We start from the raw sequence: 17164 nt of genomic DNA on the forward strand, positions 1-17164 counted from the left end.
AATCGCTTGGCGTAACCCACCACTTCTGTCCGCGGAAGCCAAAACGGTGGGTTACGCCTTCCGACTGCGCTTTGCGCAGCCGCAAGGCTAACCCACCCTACGCGATCCCTTACTCCGTCCTGCGCAAGAATGCCCCGAACGCCCTCGGGCCGTCGCCGGTCTTGACCTCGCCGACGACCTTCAGCTCCACCGCGTCGATGATGACAAGCGTGTTGCTCTCCCAGCAGGCGACGATGACGCGCTTGCCGTCGGCGGTTGCCGCGAGGCCTTCGGGATAGTCGCCGACATTGATGCGCTTGACCGGCTTCAGGCTCGCCAGGTCGAACACGCTGACGGTGCCGCCGTATTGGTCGGTGACGAAGCCGCGCCCCAAAGTCAGCGCCACGGCATAGGGGCGCAGGCCGACCGGCACGCGACCGATCTCGCGCCCCTCCGCAAGATCGATCACCGAGACGTCGTCGGAGCCGACATTGGCGGTGTAGGCCCGCCTGCCCTCGGCATCGATGGTGACGCCGAACGGACGGGTGCCGACCTTGATCGTCGCCTTGCGCTGGCGCGTTTCGGTGTCGACCACCGAAACGCTGTCGTCGTCACGGTCCGCCGAGAGCAGCAGCTTGCCGTCCGGCGTCAGCGCCAGCCCCGACGGCGAGGCGCCGACCGCGATGCTGGCCGTGACGCTGCGCGAGGCCGTATCGATCACCCGCACCGCCGCCGCGTACCAATCGGCGACATAGACGGTCTTGCCATCCGGCGCCACGGCGATGCCGAGCGGGCCGCCGCCGACCTCGATCCGGCCCGCCACCTGCCGCGCCGCCGCGTCCACCATTGTCACGGCCTTGGCGTCGGGACTGGTGACATAGGCAAGGCGCCCGTCGGCACTGACGGCCACACCGGCCGGCTTGCCGCCGATCGGAATGGTTGCCACCGCGCGAAGGTTGCCGAGGTCCACGACCGTCAGATCGTCGCTGAGCTGGTTGGTGACGAACGCTTCCTCGGCAGTCGCGCTGCCGAAGCCCGGGCCAAAAGCACCACAGCAAAGGCCGGCGGCGAGCGCCGCCAGGAGCAGCGCCCGCAAGGCCGGTGCCAGCAAGATCAGCTACCGCTCTCGATCTTCTTCTTCAGTGCCTCGAGCCCGGTCTTGTAGAGCCCGCTCACCGCGGTCTTGGCGGCTTCGTCGTTCAGCTCCGGCGGCGGATCGTTGTTGGGAAAGCCACGATAGAACGCGCCGGCCCATTCCACCTTCGACTTGCCGTCGGGCGCGGGCGACACCGTCAGGGTCGAGGAATAATTGGTCACGGGGAGCACCTTCACGTCGACCTTCGTGATCCGGTACGAATAGCTCAGCATGTCGGGCTCGTACTTGTAGAGTTCCTCCTCGACCGTCGCCCCGCCCGTCAGCGTCAGCGTCCGCGTCGCGCCGACCTCGTTGCCCTTCTCGCCGGTGGTCTTGGTCACCGGCGGCAGCCAGCTCATGTCCTGAAAGTTACGGATCGCGGCCCAGACCTTGTCCTGCGGTGCGTTGATCTCGATGGATTCGCGCACCTTCTGCCGGGTCGGGCCATGGGCCCAGGCTGGTGAAAAAGCCGGCGCAAGAGCCACCGTCAAAGCCGCCGCCCCTGCGGCAGTCAGCACCGCCGCCACGACCGTGCGCCGTCCAATCGTCACCCTCATCTCGTTTCCTCATACGTCCAGTTGATCACGCGCGACTTTGGGCGCGCTGCGGTCATCCTAGCGCATTTTGGGGCCGAGGGGAGACCGGTTCGTGGCGCCGTTGCGGCGGCGCCCGGCGCGCCCCACAAGCTGTTGCGCCACCTCGCGGGCGAAACACCGATAGGAGGGTCAATGCCAGCGCGCGCAAATAATTCTCTTTATCAGAACTTCGGATTATCGTATAGAACAGCCATCCCAGCCCGGGCCGAGGGGCGTATCGCGATCGTCACGAACGCGGGATGGGAGGTGGTGGACGCGGGCCGCGTCGCGCGCAGTCGGTTTGCAGGGCGGGTCACACCGTGAGCAGGCAACGCGCGCACACGACAGGCGCAGCTCGCGTACGGCAAAATCGTGTGGTCCTGGCGCCCGGGGTTCTGGCGTCAAGGTTTGCGGAGATGCGGCGGCCAACTGGTGCGCACATCGATCAGCCGCAAGGCGACGGGGGCAATAGTGCAACGCTCCCCGGGGAGAGCACGACATAAGCCGTCAACCCACTGCGCAGGGAAGGCCGGATGTTTTGGCTTCACCTGTATGCCGCTGTGCAGCTTCCTTAAGCACACGCTTCCGCACAGTGGACCGCGGGTGCCAGCCGGCACCCGGCCTTCCCTGCGCCCTCGGCACATTTGAGGGTGGTGAATGCAGCAAAACTCGGGCGAACTCTGCCGCGAGGATGCGAAACCGTGCCCGCCAATCGACAACGGTCTCGTGCCCCGGACGCTGCGCAGCACCATAAGCGCGTTCACGCGCGTCTTCGACGCGCTATGGTGATGCGCTGCAGAGTCGGGGCCCATGCATCCGCGATGCTGCGGCCGTCTGCGTCCCGGCTCTGCGCCGCAACGCTCACGCGTTACGGCTTGTCCGAGACACGATCGTTGAAGACACTGTTGCCCTTCACTCGGTCATTGCGCGTGCAGAACAACATCGGCTTTACCTACTCCCCCAGCGCCGCCTCAACGAACCCGCGCGGATCGTTGCAGAATTCGCGCATCACCCGGTAATGATCGGTCTCCTCCACCGTCACGGGCTCGAGGCCGTACTTGGTCAGCCGCAGCAATCGCGCGTTGGGATAGGCCATCAGCATCGGCGCATGGGTGGCCATGATGACCTGGCAATTGCGGGAGGAATCCATGCGGTGCAGCAGCTTGAGAAACTCCATCTGGCGCGCCGGCGACAGCGCCGATTCCGGCTCGTCGAAGATGAAGATGCCCTGCTTCTGGCACCGCTCCTCGAAGAAGCGCAGAAAGCCCTCGCCATGGGAGTAGGACAGGAAATCGGGCGGCGTGCCCGAAACTTCATCGAGATATCTTGCAACGGAGAAGAAGGTCTCAGCGCGGAAGAACCAGCCGTTGGTGATCTTCGGCACCCAGCCGGCGCGAAGCGCGGCCGACAACTCGCCCCCCATGATCTCACGCGCATTGGAATGATCGACCGGGCGATAGCCCTTGCCGCCGCCGGCGTCGTCAAAACCCGCGAGCGCTGCGATACCCTCCAGGATGGTCGACTTGCCGGTGCCGTTCTCGCCCACGACGATGGTGATCGCGGTGTCGAAGCTCAGGTCGAATTCCTCGCGGAAGATCGGCAGACAATACGGATATGCCTCCCAGTCCGGAACCAGCGCGCGGTCGAGCCAGACGCGCCGGAGATAGGGAGCAGGCAGCCTGATGTCGCGTTGTCGCCCTCGCATATTCACCACTCCCTGCCCTGTCCGAGACACTCGCAACCCATAGAACATATCAGGAACAGGCATTCAAAAGAAGTGGCTTCAGCAGCCACGACAAGTCCAGGCTGCAATCTAGTCCAGCGCCTCCAGCACCAGCTCCATGGTCATCAGCACCGGATTGTCGCCGCGGACCAGGCGCCCCTCCGCCAGGCCGCCGGCGTAGTCGACCAGCGCAACGTCGAGCGCCGCTTCGAGTGCGCCGGAGGGTCCGGGCGCGACCAGCCCGGCTGTCACCGCCAGTTCGGTCGCAAACGGCTCGGTCACCCCGCCATGGGTGAAGCGCGCGCCGATGGTCGAGCCGACGCCGCCATGGATCCGCGCGCGCGCGATACCGTGCGTGCGGCAGAACTCTTCGAGCGAGCCGGCAAAATCCTGGTTCGGCCGCAGCCGCAGCGCGAAGGCACGGCGCGTCGTGCGCGCGCCGCTGCGCGCGGCTGCCACCGGCCCGAACAGCTTGAAATTGGTCTCGGGATCGGGTTCGGCGGTGAACATCGCGCCGTCGATGCCGAAGGCGTCGACCTCGAACGGTTCGGCGACGATAGTCTCGTCCGGCAGCATGTGGCCGCCGCCGGCCTTGCCGTCCGCCTCCGTCCACAGCCCATGGCAGTGAAAGAACGGCGCGCCGTCGCGCGTGCCGAGCGTCAGGCTGCCGAGCCGCGTGCGGGTCACGCCGCCGGGCCGGTACGTATCGCTGTAGAACGCGGCGTTCTCGCCGGTCTTCGACAGCGCCGGCATCACATAGGCGAACGGCCCGAGCGCGCCGTGCCGGAAGTTGAGCACGCCGCTCGTAAAACCTTCGGCCGCAAAGCCGCGCCGCGCGGCTTCCAGCAGCGGCACGCCGGCCTGAAGCGTGAACGAGAAGGCGCGCCCCCTCGCCTCCACCCATTGGATGCGCTCTGCGACGGGCGCGCCCGGCTGCTTGATATTCCGCATCGTGCAGGCTCAGCCGGCCTTCGTCTTGTCGAGATCGAGCAGGCCGCGCGCCTCGAGCTCATCGCGCACCATGCGCTTCGGCACCTTGCCATAGCCGGATTTCGGCAGCGCGTCCCAGAAGAAGAAGCGCTTCGGCATCTTGTAGCGCGGCACCTTCGGGCCGAGGAACGCCGCCATCTCAGCCTCGCTCACCGCCTTCTCGCCCTCGCGCGCCACGCAGACGGCGACGCCGACCTCGCCCCAGGTCGCATCGGGCACGCCGAGCACGGCGACCTCGCCGACCGCCGGATGCGTCAGAATCTTCTCCTCGATTTCGCGCGGATAGATGTTGGAGCCGCCGGAGATGTACATGTCGGAGGCGCGGCCCGTGATGTAGACGAAGCCCTCCTCGTCCATGTGGCCGAGATCGCCGGTGCGAAACCAGCCGTTGCGGAACGCCTTCGCATTGGCCTCGGGATTGTCGTAGTAGCCGGCAAGCACGGCAGGCCCGATCACGCAGATCTCGCCGCTCTGGTTGGGCGCGAGCTCGCGGCCCTCGTCGTCCTGGATCGAGACCTGCATGGCCGTGCGCTCGAAGCCGCAGGTGCCGATCCTAGCATGCGGACTATCCTCGGCGTCGTGCAGCGCCGCCGGCAGCACGGTGATGTTGCCGGTGACCTCGCCGAGGCCGAAATATTGCACGATGACCTTGCCGAGCTTCTTCAGCGCAGTCTTCTGGTCCTCCCGATACATCGGTGCGCCCGCATAGATCACGTGACGCAGCGAGGAATGGTCGTATTTGTCGACGGCGGGATGCTCGACCATCATCTTCAGGATCGTCGGCACGGTGAAGAGATTGGCGACCCGATGCTTCTCGATCAGGCGGAACGCCCCGTTGATGTCGAACTTCTCGGTCGGCAGCAAGACGGTGCAGACGCCGCGCGCGGTCTGCACCAGCTGATGCACGCCGGCGCCATGCGACAGCGGCGCCACCACCAGCGATGCGTCGTTCTCGGTCACGCCGGGCGTGAGATCGGCGAGATGGTTGGTGACGACGAAACCCATCTGGCCATGGGTCAGCACCGCCGCCTTGGAGCGCCCGGTGGTGCCGGAGGTGAAGAAGAACCAGCAGGGATCGTCGTGCTCGACGGCAGCGTTCTCGACCGCCTCGCCGGCCCGCGAGGCGATGGCCTCCGCAACCGACGTCTCGCCGAACGCGGCCTTGCCGTCGACGCTCCAGGTGAACTCCAGCGCGCCGCCCTTCACGGCCGCCGCGTGCTCGGGAAAATCGACATGGCACAGGAACGCCTTCGCCCCGGACGCCTCTGCGAGATAGGTGACCTCGTCCGGCATGAGGCGGAAATTGGTGGGCACCCAGACCGCGCCGAGCCGGAATGCGGCGAACATCGACAAGAACATCTCGTCGCCATTCTTGGAATGGACCAGGATGCGGTCGCCCTTGGCGATGCCGCGCGCAGCGAGCGCAGCCGCCAGCGCCGAGGCCTGCGCATCGATCTGCCGCCAGGTCCAGGATCTGTCACCCCAGACGAAGCCGGGACGCGCACCGTGCCGCCGCGCATTCTGGGTCAGCATGTAAGCGAGATTCATGACGCGGCGGGACATGCGCAGGGGCTGCATCGGGCTTCCTCTTCGAGGGCGGACGGCGCTCTCGCCGCCCGCTCATTGCGGCCCATTTATCGCCATCGCCCGCGGCCCCGCAAGGCCGCCGGCGCACACCTGCCCTACGGCTGCTTGAACGCGAACGGCGTTGCCGTGATCGTCTGCGTCTTGACGCAGGCCTGCGCGCCAAAGCCGCCGCAAAAGCTGCCATGCAGATCGAAGCGGATGCGCGCAGACCCTCGCTTCGTCCGCGGCGTCATGATCTTGTAGCTGAGGACACGGCCGTCGAAGACCTTGCGCACGCTGCCGTCCGGCAGCGTCACCAGGATGTTCAAGTCGCAGCCGCCGGTTCCGCAATAGGTGGTCTCGCGGTCGCCGCATTTGGTGTCGCTGAAATCGACGATGTAGTCGTCGCGGCCGTCGCCGGTGAGGTCGGTCCGGCGCACCGTATCGGGCGCAAAGCTCACCGCGCCGCCGTCCTGGCTGGTGCATTCCTCATTGGCGTAGCGCAGCGCCTGCTGCACGCCGGGGGGATAGTCGGCCGGATTGAACGGCTCTGCATCCTCCGCGCGCGCGGTCGAGGCGATCAGGGCGAGCAGCAGCATCAGATGGCGCATGCGCGTTGGTCGCCGGCATTGCCGCAATCGTTCAGGGAATTTTAAACATGATCGGCGCACCCTCGCCCAGTTCTCGCGTACAGAGTGCCGTATCATGGTCAAAGCGCCCGCCGTCCTCCTGTTGTCGCTGGCGCTGGCCGGATGTGCCGTGGGTCCTCAAGCCCACCTGGCGCCCGATCCTGCCTTCAAGCCCGGCCGTTATGCCTGGGATGGCGCCGGCGAGGATCCCAATCGGCCCCATCCAGCCACGCAACCGACACGCGCTGCGGCCCGATCCGCGCGCGAGAGGTCGCAAGCCGGGCTTCAGCCGCCGTCGAAGGAATGGTGGCAGCAGCAGGACGGCAGCGAGGCCGAGCAGGACGCCAGGGTCAACCGCTCCCTGGTGATCTGCCAGGGATGCCTGCGCCCGCAGCAGCAGCCCGAAGATTCCCGGCTCGCCAAAGCCGCCGATTGAACGAACGGCTTGAAGCGGAAACCCACTGACCTGATCGTGCGCTACGACGTCGTGCACGAGGTCAATGGCTGGCCGGTCGACGACAGCAGAGGCGACATGAGCGACGTTATCGACAACAAGGCCGGTCACCGCTTCGAGCTCGAGGTCGAAGGCCGCGTTGCGAGCGAACATTACAGGCTCGATGGCGACGTCATCACGTTCGAGCACACCGACGTGCCGAAAGAGCTCGGCGGCAAGGGCGTCGGCTCAAAGCTGGTGCAAGGCGCGCTCGACCAGGTCCGCGCGGCCGGATTGAAGCTCATCCCGCAATGCCCGTTCGTGAAGGCGTGGGTCGCGAAGCACGCGGACTATCAGGATCTCGTGGCGAGATAGGACACAGGCCCGCCGCCTGCCGGCGGGCCTGCCGATGTCTGGGGCCTATTGTCCGTGCTTGAGCATGTCCTGGTCGGTCAGGTCCCAGTCCTGCCACAGCTGCAGCATGCCGAGCAGCACGAGCACGGCGCCGAGGCCGGTATGATAGACGCGGAGAAAGCCTTCACCGGAATAGCCCAGGACGTAGGGCGAGGCGATGAGCCACAATCCGATCAGGATCGTCGTCACCTCCTGCCAGCGCTGCAAGGCGACATATTCGAGCTGGCTGATGCCAAAGACGATCAGACCGATTGCGACCGTGTTCAGGATCGCCGTCTGCTGTCCGGCAATCCCTGGATCCTGGATCGGAAACCACGGCGACGCCACGATCGCCGCGCCGAGCAACATCCCGCACCAGTCTTCCCAAGTTCGATGAGTCTTCAAGAAACCGAAGTCCGACATCGTACCCTCCTATGACAGAGGCACACGTCGGCGGCCGGCGATCACGACTTCCGAATGTCCGCGACCCTGCCGGCCGCATTCGGACGCATGTCCTGCAAAGGACGTGGGAACCGCCGGCGGCTGCGCAAGACCGGGATCGAGGATTATTTCGATGGCCGGGGAATGTTCGCGGGTCACGAGCTCATACCGCACTGCGGCTATAGCGCCCCGAGCTTCCTCAGCGATTCCTGCGCGGACGACAGGCCGGGCTTCAACTCCAGCGCCTTCCTGAAATCGGCGATCGCGCCCTGCTTGTCGCCGAGCCGCAAGCGGGCCTGTCCGCGGTTATTCCACGAGAACACGTCCGAGGGATCATATTGCAGCGCCTTGTCGTAGTCCGAAAGGCCGCCCTTGTTGTCGCCCTGGTAGAGCCGGATCATGCCGCGATTGCGCCAGCCGCGCGCGTCGGTCGGCGCAAGGCGGATGGCCTCGCCGTAATCGGCGGCGGCGCGATCGAGCTGCTCGCTGTCACGGTAGACGTTGCCGCGGTCGATATAGGCGAGCAGATCTGGCGCAAGCTTGATCCGCATCGTGTAATCGGCAATGGCATGCGCCATGTCGCGCTTGCGGTAATACACTAGGGCCCGGTTGCCGTAGGCCATGGCATAGTTGGGGTCGCGCTTGATCGCAGCGTCGAAGTCGGCGAAGGCGCCGTCGAGGTCGCCCTTGTTGAAGCGCGACTCGCCGCGATTGCTGTAGGCCAGCGCCAGCGACGGATCGAGCTTGATGGCCTGGTCGTAATCGGCAATGGCGCGATCGTAGTCGCGCTTGAACGAATAGACGCGGCCGCGATTGTTGTAGGCGCAGGCATAGTCGGGAGCGAGCCTGACCGCTTCGTCGAGGTCGGACAGCGCGGCATCGAGCTCGCGCTGCTCGGTCAGACCATGGCCGCGGTTGCAATAGGCGCCGGCGAGCCGCCTGCCGCTCTCGCTCCTCGTCTCAATGACGCTGGAACAGGCCTTGACCCGCTGGTCGGGCGAGCTGGTCAGCCCGACGCACGCATCCCAGGCGGGACCGCCTTCGGCCGTAGCCGGCGGCGTCGCGATCAGCGCGGCAAGCAACGCCATGAGACTGAGCGGGACACGCATTTTACGGATATCTCCCCTGCGGCAACCTAGCTTGGTCGCACCTTGGCAAGCGCCGGTTCAGACGCCTAGATCAGGCAGAGACAGCACGTCGGAAGGATCTTGCATGGCCGCATCGGTACGGGACAACAAGGACAGGAGCCGCTTCGAGCTCGATATCGGCAACGACATCGCCTTCGCCAATTACCGGCTGACCCCGACGGCGGTCATCATCACCCACACCGAGACGCCGCGCGCGCTGCGCGGCCGCGGCATCGGTTCCGAACTGGTCAAGGGCGCGCTGGAGCTGATCCGGCGCGACGGCCGGAAGGTGATCGCCGGCTGCGGTTTCGTCGTCGACTATCTCGACCGGCATCCGGAGCATGCGGATCTGGTGGCCTGAAAGCAGAAGGGCCCGCGCGATGGCGGGCCCCTCCGTCACGACCGGCGCTCGGTCAGTGCTTGATCTCGGGCGGCAGCTTGCCGCCATTGGCGGCGAGCTTGGACATCACCTGCTTGTGCAGCCAGACGTTCATGCTGGCGGAGTCGTTCATGTCGCCGCTATAGCCCAGCTCCTTGGCGAGGTCCTTGCGCGCCGCGAGGCTGGAATCGATGTCGAGCGCCTTCATCAGGTCGACGATGGAGGTGCGCCATTCGAGCTTCTCGCCCTTGTGCGCGGCCGCCGCCTTGTCGACGATCGCCGCGACGTCGACCGCGGCCATCGGTGTGGCAGCCGGCGCCGATGCTCCCGGCGCTGCTCCGGAGGGCGAAGCTGCGCCGCCGGCGGGCGCGGCGGAAGCCGGCTGACTACCGAAGATCGCGCTCATGATTTTCCCGAAAATGCTCATATCTGCTCCCCGAAAAGGATCCGTTGGAAGGGCTTGCGTGGCACTTATAGACCAAGTCACTGCGTAGCGCCCGCGAAGTTCTGCGAACCGATACGCAGCATCAGCTTATCTGCGGCGAAATGACGACCGAATGACGTCGCCGAAGTTGCGCTGCGGCATCAGATCTCACCCAAGCGTGAGGGACAGGACTCGGAAATAGGCGTACGCTTTGCGCTCAGCTCGCGATGCCGTCCGCAATTCGCGTCTGGTCGGACTCGCGAAACTCAAGAATGGCGGCCGCACGCGCCGTTTGCCGGCGCCGAATTCGGCCGCTCGGCAAGGGAGCTAGCGACCATGGCCACACTCTACCCGGGCAATGTCCCCACGATGGACCGGACCGCAGATGCGGCTGGACCCGTTATCCGAACCATCCAACTCTCCGATCTGCACGATGCGCTCCGGCGCGGCTGGGAGGATTTCAAGGCCGTTCCGAGCCATGCCATCATCCTCTGCGTGATCTACCCGGTGCTGGGCCTCGTGCTCGCCCGCCTGGTGATGGGCTATTCGGTGCTGCCATTGTTGTTTCCGCTTGCCGCCGGCTTCGCCCTGATCGGCCCCTTCGCGGCGCTCGGTCTCTACGAGCTTTCCAGCCGGCGCGAACGCTATGAGGAAGCAACCGCCTGGGACGCGATGGAGGTGCTGCGCTCGCCCTCGTTCGGCGCGATGCTCGGCCTCGGCGTGCTGCTGCTCGCTTTGTTCGTGACCTGGGTTGCAACCGCGCAAGCGATCTATATCGCGGCGTTCGGCTATGAGGGCGTCACCGGCATCTCGGACTTCATGACGCGCGTGCTGACGACGCAGCAAGGCTGGTGGCTGATCGTGGTCGGCTGCGGCACCGGCTTCCTGTTCGCGCTCGCCGCACTGTGCCTCAGCGTCGTGTCATTCCCCTTGATGCTCGATCGTCATGCCGGTGCGTTCGAGGCGATGAGCACCTCGCTGCGCGTCGTCGCGAGGAATCCGGTGCCGATGGCGGCCTGGGGCCTGATCGTCGCGGTGCTGCTCGCGCTCGGCACCATTCCGGCCTTCCTCGGCCTTGCCGTGGTGGTCCCCCCTGCTCGGCCACGCCACCTGGCACCTCTATCGCAAGGTGATCGTCTCGGAGCCCGGGGCACGTCCGGTGCCGCCCCCGCCGCATCGTCCGCGCAAGCCGGCTGCCGACTTCCCGGCCAACCTCTTCCCCTGGCGCAACAGGCCGGACGCCTGACGATATCGTGACATGCGATCCTGCCGATCTTGAGCTTGAATTCGGCTCGGGCAGGATCGCGCCCTGTCCCACGCCTTGCTTTGGCCGCGGTTCCGACCGAGATTGCGCCGCCGGTCAGATCGCTTCACGGAATTCATTACCTCGAATGACCTCGACGATTTCTCGTCTCGCACTCGCAACTTTCGCCCTCTCCGCGTCAATCCTGTCTGCCCAGCCAGCATTCGCCGCGGTTGCCTGCGGCTCGGGTAATTTCGATGCTTGGCTTACGGAGTTCAAGACCGAAGCTGCGGCCAAGGGCATCTCGCAACAGGCCATTGCCTCCGGTCTCGCCGGCGTGACGCCGGATCAGAACGTGCTCAACCGCGACCGCTCGCAAAAGGTTTTCGCCCAGACCTTCGAGGAATTCTCCGGCCGCATGGTGCCGCCGCGATTGGAGCGCGGCTCCAACAGGATGAAGCAATACGGCTCCGTGCTGTCGCGCATCGAGCAGGCCTATGGCGTTCCCGGCGAAGTCCTGGTCGCGATCTGGGGCCTGGAGACCGACTTCGGCGTCAACACAGGCAAGTTCGCCACGATCCGCTCGCTCGCAACGCTGGCCTATGACTGCCGCAGATCCGAGCAGTTTCGTGCCGAGCTGATGGACGCGCTGCGCATCGTCCAGCGCGGCGATCTGGCGCCAGCCGAGATGAAGGGCGCCTGGGCCGGCGAGCTCGGCCAGACTCAGTTCATGCCGTCGTCCTGGATGAAATACGCCGTCGATTTCGACGGCAACGGCAAGCGCGATCTGCTGCACAACGCGCCCGACGTGCTCGCCTCCACCGCCAATTATCTTGCCGGCCATGGCTGGCAGAAGGGCAAGGACTGGCAGCCGGGCAGTCCGAATTTCGAGGTGCTCAAGCAGTGGAACAAGAGCGAGGTCTATTCCAAGACCATCGCCTATTTCGCCACCCAGCTTGCTCGCGCTCCCTGATCGGGCCGGGGCGCGAATCATCCGGCCTCTCTCCACGCATACTTGCCACGCCTCACCGGCGAGCTCTCGAATCACTCTCATAAAGTGAATATTGATTCATTTTACCTATGCGAACCACGCAGGAAAGACTTGGGTCAGGAAGCTATGCGACCGGCTTGCCGAGCCTTCGCGTGCAACTTATTTCCACAATGATCCAGATCAAGGGTTCTCGCTTAACTCCGTGATTCCACGGAATTTTCTTCATGCATGTCGATGCCTGAGTGCACGCTTTGTGAAGGAGCGCCGTCCGGTTAATCGTCCGTTACCTTCGCTATGCATCCACCGCCTAGCTGCATCGCAACATCGGAACTTTCGCACTGCACCACTCTCCTCTATATTCATTTCAACGATGAGGCCCGGGCAAGGGCTGAATCGAACTACAGGAGACTACCAATGCTGCTCTCGCTCATCCGCATGATCCAGGCCTTCCGGGACTATCAGCGCAATGTTGCCGAGCTGTCCCAGCTCAGCGATCGCGAATTGGCCGATATCGGCCTTGATCGCTCGGACATCCCGCGCGTTGCCGCCGGTCAGTATCAGGGCTGAATCGTTCAGCCCTCAACCGGACGAACCGATAGCGCCCGCCTCGTGCGGGCGTTGTCGTGTCTGGAGGCAGAAAACTCGATCTCGGCGATTCCACTGGCCCCCGAAAAGCGCTACCTGTCCGCCCCATGACAGGACCCCTATCCAACCCCGTGCACGTGATCGGCGCCGGCCTCGCCGGCTCGGAAGCCGCCTGGCAGGTCGCGAAGGCCGGCGTGCCCGTGGTGCTGCACGAGATGCGGCCGACCCGCATGACCGAGGCGCACCGCACCGACGGGCTCGCCGAGCTCGTCTGCTCCAACTCGTTCCGCTCGGACGATGCCGCCAACAACGCCGTCGGACTGCTGCACGCGGAGATGCGCCGGCTCGGCTCGCTGATCATGCGCGCGGCCGACGCCAACCAGGTGCCCGCCGGCGGCGCGCTGGCGGTCGACCGCGACGGCTTCTCGGCTGCGGTCACAAAGGCTCTCAACGACCATCCCCTGATCGAGATCGCCCGCGGCGAGGTTTCCGGCCTGCCGCCGGCCGATTGGAGCAACGTCATCGTTGCCACCGGTCCGCTCACCTCCGCTCCGTTGGCCGAGGCCATCCGCGCGCTGACCGACGAGAACGCGCTCGCCTTCTTCGACGCGATCGCGCCGATCGTGCACCGCGAGTCCATCGACATGTCGGTGGCCTGGTTCCAGTCGCGCTACGACAAGGTCGGTCCCGGCGGCAACGGCGCCGACTACATCAACTGCCCGATGACCAAGGAGCAGTATGACGGCTTCGTCGCCGCGCTGATCGCGGGCGAGAAGACCGAGTTCAAGGAGTGGGAGACCAACACGCCCTATTTCGACGGCTGCCTGCCGATCGAGGTGATGGCGGAGCGCGGCCCCGAGACGCTGCGGCACGGCCCGATGAAGCCGGTCGGTCTCACCAACCCGCACGATCCCGCCACCAAGGCCTACGCGATCGTGCAGCTGCGCCAGGACAACAAGCTCGGCACGCTCTACAACATCGTCGGCTTCCAGACGAAGCTGAAATACGGCGAGCAGCAGCGCATCTTCCGCACCATTCCGGGGCTGGAGAACGCCGAATTCGCCCGTCTCGGCGGCCTGCATCGCAACACCTTCCTGAACTCGCCCAAACTGCTCGACGGTCAATTGCGCCTGCGTGCGCAGCCGCGGTTGCGCTTTGCCGGCCAGATGACGGGCTGTGAGGGCTATGTGGAATCGGCCAGCGTCGGCCTGATCGCCGGTCTCTATGCGGCTGCGGACGCGCGCGGCGAGGCGCTCGTCGCCCCGCCCGGCACGACCGCGCTCGGTTCGCTGCTCGGCCACATCACCGGCGGCCATATCGAAACCATCGAGCCGGGCACGCGCTCGTTCCAGCCGATGAACGTCAATTTCGGCCTGTTCCCGCCGCTCGCGACCGTGCCGACGAGGAAGCCCGACGGCACGCGGCTGCGCGGCAACGAGAAGACGGTGGCCAAGAAGCAGGCGCTGAGTGCGCGGGCGCTCGCCGACCTCGATCGCTGGATCGCCGATCATCTGCGCATGGCCGCCGCAGCGTGAGTTGTCGATGAGCCTCCCCAAAGACGACGCCGCAGCGCTTTCGGCGCGCTGGACCGAGGGCGTGCTGCTCAAGCGCGACGTGTTCTCGACCGTCGAGCGCGGCCGATTCCGCGGCGAGAGCGGCGAGGCCGACGCCGTGCTGCGCCGGCTCGACGAAGTGCCGTGGTGGTCGTTCCTGCTGGCGCGGCACCTGTTCGCCCGCGAGAAGCATGCTCTGGCGCGCGCCAAGGGCCTCGATGTCGGTCCCGAGCTGCTCTGGGCCGGAAAGCGCGCCCTGGTGCGCGGCTTCGTCGACGGCGCCGCATTGCACCTGGCAAAGCCCCATGGCGACCTCGCCTATTTCCGTTCGGCCAAGGCGGCGCTGCGCCGGCTGCGTCGTGCCGGGATCTGCCACAACGATCTCGCCAAGGAGCAGAACTGGCTGGTCGGCCGCGACGGACGCGCCTATGTGACCGACTTCCAGCTCGCGGCCTGCTTTGAGCGCCGCGGCCGGCTCTACCGCATCCTCGCCTATGAAGACCTCCGGCATCTGCTCAAGCACAAGCGCACCTATGCTCCGCAGGCGCTGACGCCGCGCGAGCGAAAGATCCTCGCCAAGAAGTCGTTCGCGGCGAGCCTGTGGCTCGCCACCGGCAAGAAGGTCTACCGCGCCATCACGCGCGGCCTGTTCAACTTCACCGACCGCGAAGGCGGCGGCCGCCGGCTGGTCAATGATGCGCCGGTGCTGACCGCGTTGATCCGCAAAAATCCGGCCGTACGCGATACCGCCATCGTCGCCTTTGCCGACCGCCGCTCCGGCGTCGGGCTCTATGCCTTCGTCGAAGCCGATCAGACCGCACTCGAAGGCCAGTTGCGCAACGAGCTCGCCGCCGCAAAGGGGCCGAAGCCGCCGGAACACATCCAGGTCGTGCACGCGCTGCCGCGCGACACCAGCGGCAAGCCCCGCACCGAGATCCTGCAGCTGGTTGCCATGAACCAGCTCGACCTGATCGAGCCGATGATGAAGAACGACCAGGACCGCGCCTTCCTCAAGGACATCCTGGAACAGCGGAAGAACCTGCGCGACCGCTTCAACTTCGAGGCGGACCTGCCAACGAGCTGACCGGGCTCCCCGCGCCTTGAAGCGTCCACATTGGCGATAGAGAAGCGGGTCGGATCATTCGGGCGTGGCGGGATCATGGGCATTGAGGGGACGGTGATGCGTCGTGTCGTTGGCGGCCTGATTGCGGGCGTCCTGCTGCTCATGGCCGCGCCCGCAATGGCGGACTCGCCCGCCGAGCTGATCTCGAACTTCCGCCTCAAGCACGGAGAAGTCCGTGTCGTCCGCGACGCCATTCTCGACCGCATCGCCATGGACCAGGCCCGCGCGATGGCCGCCAAGGACAATCTCAGCCACGACGCCCTCGGGCCGTTCAACCGCCGCGTCGCGCCGGCCGGCGCGGGCCGCGCCGCCGAGAACATCGCCTACGGCTACGACAATTTCGAGAAGACGCTGGGACAGTGGATCGACTCGTCCGGGCATCGCAAGAATCTGTTGCTGCACAACGCCTCCCGCGTCGGCATCGCCAGCGCCAAGAACGCCAGCGGCAAGCGCACTTACTGGGCCATGGTGATCGCGGGCGACTACGAGCCCAAGGGCAAGGGCAAGAAGAAGGACAAGGAGCCCGTCGTTGCCGTGAAGCGCGAGGCTGCGCCCGCGAGCAAGCCAAAGTCCAGCAGCTGTCACATCAAGCTGCTCAGCCTCTGCATCTGAGGCGAGCCGGGCCATCTTGCTCAGGCTCGGCAATGCCGCCTAATCCAGGCACGAGATCGCAAGAAGCGGAGACTAGCACTTGATCGACCTCGACCGAATACGCGCCGACACGCCGGCCGCCTCGCGGCTCGCATATCTCCACAACGCAGGCGCGGCCCTGATGCCGACGCCGGTGGTCGCGGCAATGAAGGGCCACATCGATCTGGAAAGCGAGATCGGAGGTTATGCCGCCGCCGACCGCGAAGCCGACCGGCTCGACGCGGTCTACCGCTCGGTGGCGCGCCTGCTGAATGCCGCACCCGACGAGATCGCGCTGGTGGAGAACGCGACGGTGGCCTGGCAGATGGCGTTCTATTCACTGCCGTTTCGGAAAGGGGATCGCATCCTGACCGCCGAAGCGGAATACGCCGCCAATTATGTTGCCTTCCTCCAGGTCGCCGAGCGCACCGGCGCGGTCGTCGACGTGGTGCCGAGCGATGCCAGCGGCGAGCTCGATGTCGACGCGCTCGAACGGATGATCGACGAGCGGGTGAAGCTGATCGCGATCACCTGGGTTCCGACCAATGGCGGGCTGGTCAATCCGGCAGCCGCGGTCGGCAGGATCGCCCGGGCGCACGGCATCGCCTATCTGCTCGACGCCTGTCAGGCGGTCGGCCAGATGGAGGTCGATGTCGATGCCATCGGTTGTGACATGCTGTCCGCCACGGGACGCAAATTCCTGCGCGGTCCGCGCGGCACCGGCTTTCTCTATGTCCGCCGCGCCATGCTGCAGCGGCTGGAGCCGCCGATGATCGACCACTTTGCTGCCCCCTGGGTTTCCCGCGACGCCTATCAACTGCGGGACGATGCCCGCCGCTTCGAGACCTGGGAGAACAATTACGCAGCCCGGCTTGGCTTGGGTGCGGCTGTCGACTACGCCCTCGAGATCGGCATCGCCCCGATCGAACAACGCTGCCGCCTGCTTGCCGGCCGCCTTCGCAGCGGCCTTGCGAATGTTCCCGGCATCACCATTCGCGACCTCGGCCGCGCGCCCGGCGCCATCGTCAGCTTCACCATGGACGGGCACGAGGCGGACACCATTGTCGCCAGCGCCGCTGCTGCCGGCATCACGATCGGCGCCTCGGACCCGTCGAGCACGCGCATCGATGCCGAGCTTCGCGCATTGCCGCATGTGGTGCGGGCGTCACCGCATTATTACAACATTGAAGGCGAGATCGACCGGCTGATCGCGCATCTGGCGGGTTTGGCCCCGCGATAGGAGAC

General features: G+C 65.8%; 18 protein-coding genes and 1 pseudogene. 10 read left to right on the forward strand and 9 right to left on the reverse strand.

Annotated elements, in window-relative coordinates; genetic code table 11:
- Positions 1 to 109 precede the first annotated feature (109 nt).
- The 6 genes from ACETMP_RS07315 to ACETMP_RS07340 form a co-directional block, all read right to left on the reverse strand.
- The gene (locus ACETMP_RS07315) at positions 110 to 1075 is read right to left on the reverse strand and encodes a cytochrome D1 domain-containing protein (protein WP_375161861.1); all 966 of its coding nucleotides are present in this window, start codon (positions 1073 to 1075) and stop codon (positions 110 to 112) included.
- 17 nt (positions 1076 to 1092) lie between these two features.
- Positions 1093 to 1671 carry an SRPBCC family protein gene (locus ACETMP_RS07320; RefSeq protein ID WP_375160433.1) on the reverse strand — a complete coding sequence of 193 codons (579 nt, stop codon included), beginning with the start codon at positions 1669 to 1671 and terminating at the stop codon, positions 1093 to 1095.
- A gap of 970 nt (positions 1672 to 2641) precedes the next feature.
- On the reverse strand, positions 2642 to 3394 hold the full coding sequence (locus ACETMP_RS07325) for an AAA family ATPase (RefSeq protein ID WP_375160434.1): 753 nt from the start codon (positions 3392 to 3394) through the stop codon (positions 2642 to 2644).
- A gap of 108 nt (positions 3395 to 3502) precedes the next feature.
- On the reverse strand, positions 3503 to 4363 hold the full coding sequence (locus tag ACETMP_RS07330; RefSeq protein ID WP_375160435.1) for a PCC domain-containing protein: 861 nt from the start codon (positions 4361 to 4363) through the stop codon (positions 3503 to 3505).
- A gap of 9 nt (positions 4364 to 4372) precedes the next feature.
- Entirely contained in the window at positions 4373 to 5980 is a 1608-nt protein-coding gene (locus tag ACETMP_RS07335) for an acyl-CoA synthetase (protein WP_375160436.1), read from the reverse strand.
- 104 nt (positions 5981 to 6084) lie between these two features.
- The gene (locus tag ACETMP_RS07340) at positions 6085 to 6579 is read right to left on the reverse strand and encodes a hypothetical protein (protein WP_375160437.1); all 495 of its coding nucleotides are present in this window, start codon (positions 6577 to 6579) and stop codon (positions 6085 to 6087) included.
- 94 nt (positions 6580 to 6673) lie between these two features.
- On the opposite strand from ACETMP_RS07340, the gene ACETMP_RS07345 reads away from it, so the two are divergent.
- The gene (locus ACETMP_RS07345) at positions 6674 to 7033 is read left to right on the forward strand and encodes a hypothetical protein (protein ID WP_375160438.1); all 360 of its coding nucleotides are present in this window, start codon (positions 6674 to 6676) and stop codon (positions 7031 to 7033) included.
- A 96-nt stretch (positions 7034 to 7129) separates the two neighbouring features.
- The gene (locus ACETMP_RS07350) at positions 7130 to 7405 is read left to right on the forward strand and encodes a GNAT family N-acetyltransferase (protein WP_375161862.1); all 276 of its coding nucleotides are present in this window, start codon (positions 7130 to 7132) and stop codon (positions 7403 to 7405) included.
- Between the two features lie 45 nt (positions 7406 to 7450).
- Here ACETMP_RS07350 and ACETMP_RS07355 read toward each other — a convergent pair whose 3' ends face one another.
- Together ACETMP_RS07355 and ACETMP_RS07360 are read right to left on the reverse strand one after the other, a co-directional pair.
- Positions 7451 to 7846, reverse strand: a complete 396-nt coding sequence (locus ACETMP_RS07355) for an SPW repeat protein (protein WP_375160439.1) — start codon at positions 7844 to 7846, stop codon at positions 7451 to 7453.
- A gap of 197 nt (positions 7847 to 8043) precedes the next feature.
- Positions 8044 to 8973 (reverse strand): tetratricopeptide repeat protein, encoded by a 930-nt coding sequence (locus ACETMP_RS07360; RefSeq protein ID WP_375160440.1) that lies wholly within the window; start codon positions 8971 to 8973, stop codon positions 8044 to 8046.
- Between the two features lie 103 nt (positions 8974 to 9076).
- On the opposite strand from ACETMP_RS07360, the gene ACETMP_RS07365 reads away from it, so the two are divergent.
- Positions 9077 to 9352, forward strand: coding sequence for a GNAT family N-acetyltransferase (locus tag ACETMP_RS07365; protein WP_375160441.1), 276 nt, complete (start codon positions 9077 to 9079; stop codon positions 9350 to 9352).
- A gap of 52 nt (positions 9353 to 9404) precedes the next feature.
- On the opposite strand, the gene ACETMP_RS07370 is transcribed toward ACETMP_RS07365, so the two are convergent.
- Positions 9405 to 9797, reverse strand: coding sequence for a DUF3597 domain-containing protein (locus ACETMP_RS07370; RefSeq protein WP_257179897.1), 393 nt, complete (start codon positions 9795 to 9797; stop codon positions 9405 to 9407).
- A gap of 333 nt (positions 9798 to 10130) precedes the next feature.
- On the opposite strand from ACETMP_RS07370, the pseudogene ACETMP_RS07375 reads away from it, so the two are divergent.
- The 7 genes and pseudogenes from ACETMP_RS07375 (at position 10131) to ACETMP_RS07405 (ending at position 17159) form a co-directional block, all read left to right on the forward strand.
- Positions 10131 to 11040: pseudogene (locus ACETMP_RS07375) on the forward strand (DUF2189 domain-containing protein).
- A gap of 145 nt (positions 11041 to 11185) precedes the next feature.
- Positions 11186 to 12010 carry a lytic transglycosylase domain-containing protein gene (locus ACETMP_RS07380; RefSeq protein WP_375160442.1) on the forward strand — a complete coding sequence of 275 codons (825 nt, stop codon included), beginning with the start codon at positions 11186 to 11188 and terminating at the stop codon, positions 12008 to 12010.
- Between the two features lie 432 nt (positions 12011 to 12442).
- On the forward strand, positions 12443 to 12595 hold the full coding sequence (locus ACETMP_RS07385) for a DUF1127 domain-containing protein (RefSeq protein ID WP_007590701.1): 153 nt from the start codon (positions 12443 to 12445) through the stop codon (positions 12593 to 12595).
- Between the two features lie 125 nt (positions 12596 to 12720).
- Complete coding sequence (gene trmFO / locus ACETMP_RS07390; protein WP_375160443.1) at positions 12721 to 14148, forward strand: methylenetetrahydrofolate--tRNA-(uracil(54)-C(5))-methyltransferase (FADH(2)-oxidizing) TrmFO; 1428 nt, start codon at positions 12721 to 12723, stop codon at positions 14146 to 14148.
- Between the two features lie 7 nt (positions 14149 to 14155).
- Entirely contained in the window at positions 14156 to 15250 is a 1095-nt protein-coding gene (locus ACETMP_RS07395) for a serine/threonine protein kinase (RefSeq protein WP_375160444.1), read from the forward strand.
- Positions 15251 to 15346: 96 nt separating this feature from the next.
- Positions 15347 to 15901 carry a CAP domain-containing protein gene (locus ACETMP_RS07400; protein WP_375160445.1) on the forward strand — a complete coding sequence of 185 codons (555 nt, stop codon included), beginning with the start codon at positions 15347 to 15349 and terminating at the stop codon, positions 15899 to 15901.
- 79 nt (positions 15902 to 15980) lie between these two features.
- Positions 15981 to 17159: an aminotransferase class V-fold PLP-dependent enzyme gene (locus tag ACETMP_RS07405; RefSeq protein ID WP_375160446.1), complete on the forward strand. Its 1179-nt coding sequence runs from the start codon at positions 15981 to 15983 to the stop codon at positions 17157 to 17159.
- The last annotated feature ends 5 nt before the right edge of the window (positions 17160 to 17164 follow it).

Source organism: Bradyrhizobium dasycarpum (assembly GCF_042019905.1).
Classification (GTDB): domain Bacteria; phylum Pseudomonadota; class Alphaproteobacteria; order Rhizobiales; family Xanthobacteraceae; genus Bradyrhizobium; species Bradyrhizobium japonicum_B.

Coding starts and splice junctions, on each gene's coding strand:
- ACETMP_RS07395 (WP_375160444.1), top strand. CDS start 14,156: ATGAGCCTCCCCAAAGACGACGCCGCAGCGCTTTCGGCGCGCTGGACC.
- ACETMP_RS07330 (WP_375160435.1), bottom strand. CDS start 4,363: ATGCGGAATATCAAGCAGCCGGGCGCGCCCGTCGCAGAGCGCATCCAA.
- ACETMP_RS07380 (WP_375160442.1), top strand. CDS start 11,186: ATGACCTCGACGATTTCTCGTCTCGCACTCGCAACTTTCGCCCTCTCC.
- ACETMP_RS07355 (WP_375160439.1), bottom strand. CDS start 7,846: ATGTCGGACTTCGGTTTCTTGAAGACTCATCGAACTTGGGAAGACTGG.
- ACETMP_RS07335 (WP_375160436.1), bottom strand. CDS start 5,980: ATGCAGCCCCTGCGCATGTCCCGCCGCGTCATGAATCTCGCTTACATG.
- ACETMP_RS07350 (WP_375161862.1), top strand. CDS start 7,130: ATGAGCGACGTTATCGACAACAAGGCCGGTCACCGCTTCGAGCTCGAG.
- ACETMP_RS07360 (WP_375160440.1), bottom strand. CDS start 8,973: ATGCGTGTCCCGCTCAGTCTCATGGCGTTGCTTGCCGCGCTGATCGCG.
- ACETMP_RS07320 (WP_375160433.1), bottom strand. CDS start 1,671: ATGAGGGTGACGATTGGACGGCGCACGGTCGTGGCGGCGGTGCTGACT.
- ACETMP_RS07340 (WP_375160437.1), bottom strand. CDS start 6,579: ATGCGCCATCTGATGCTGCTGCTCGCCCTGATCGCCTCGACCGCGCGC.
- ACETMP_RS07345 (WP_375160438.1), top strand. CDS start 6,674: ATGGTCAAAGCGCCCGCCGTCCTCCTGTTGTCGCTGGCGCTGGCCGGA.
- ACETMP_RS07400 (WP_375160445.1), top strand. CDS start 15,347: ATGCGTCGTGTCGTTGGCGGCCTGATTGCGGGCGTCCTGCTGCTCATG.
- trmFO (WP_375160443.1), top strand. CDS start 12,721: ATGACAGGACCCCTATCCAACCCCGTGCACGTGATCGGCGCCGGCCTC.
- ACETMP_RS07385 (WP_007590701.1), top strand. CDS start 12,443: ATGCTGCTCTCGCTCATCCGCATGATCCAGGCCTTCCGGGACTATCAG.
- ACETMP_RS07370 (WP_257179897.1), bottom strand. CDS start 9,797: ATGAGCATTTTCGGGAAAATCATGAGCGCGATCTTCGGTAGTCAGCCG.
- ACETMP_RS07365 (WP_375160441.1), top strand. CDS start 9,077: ATGGCCGCATCGGTACGGGACAACAAGGACAGGAGCCGCTTCGAGCTC.
- ACETMP_RS07325 (WP_375160434.1), bottom strand. CDS start 3,394: ATGCGAGGGCGACAACGCGACATCAGGCTGCCTGCTCCCTATCTCCGG.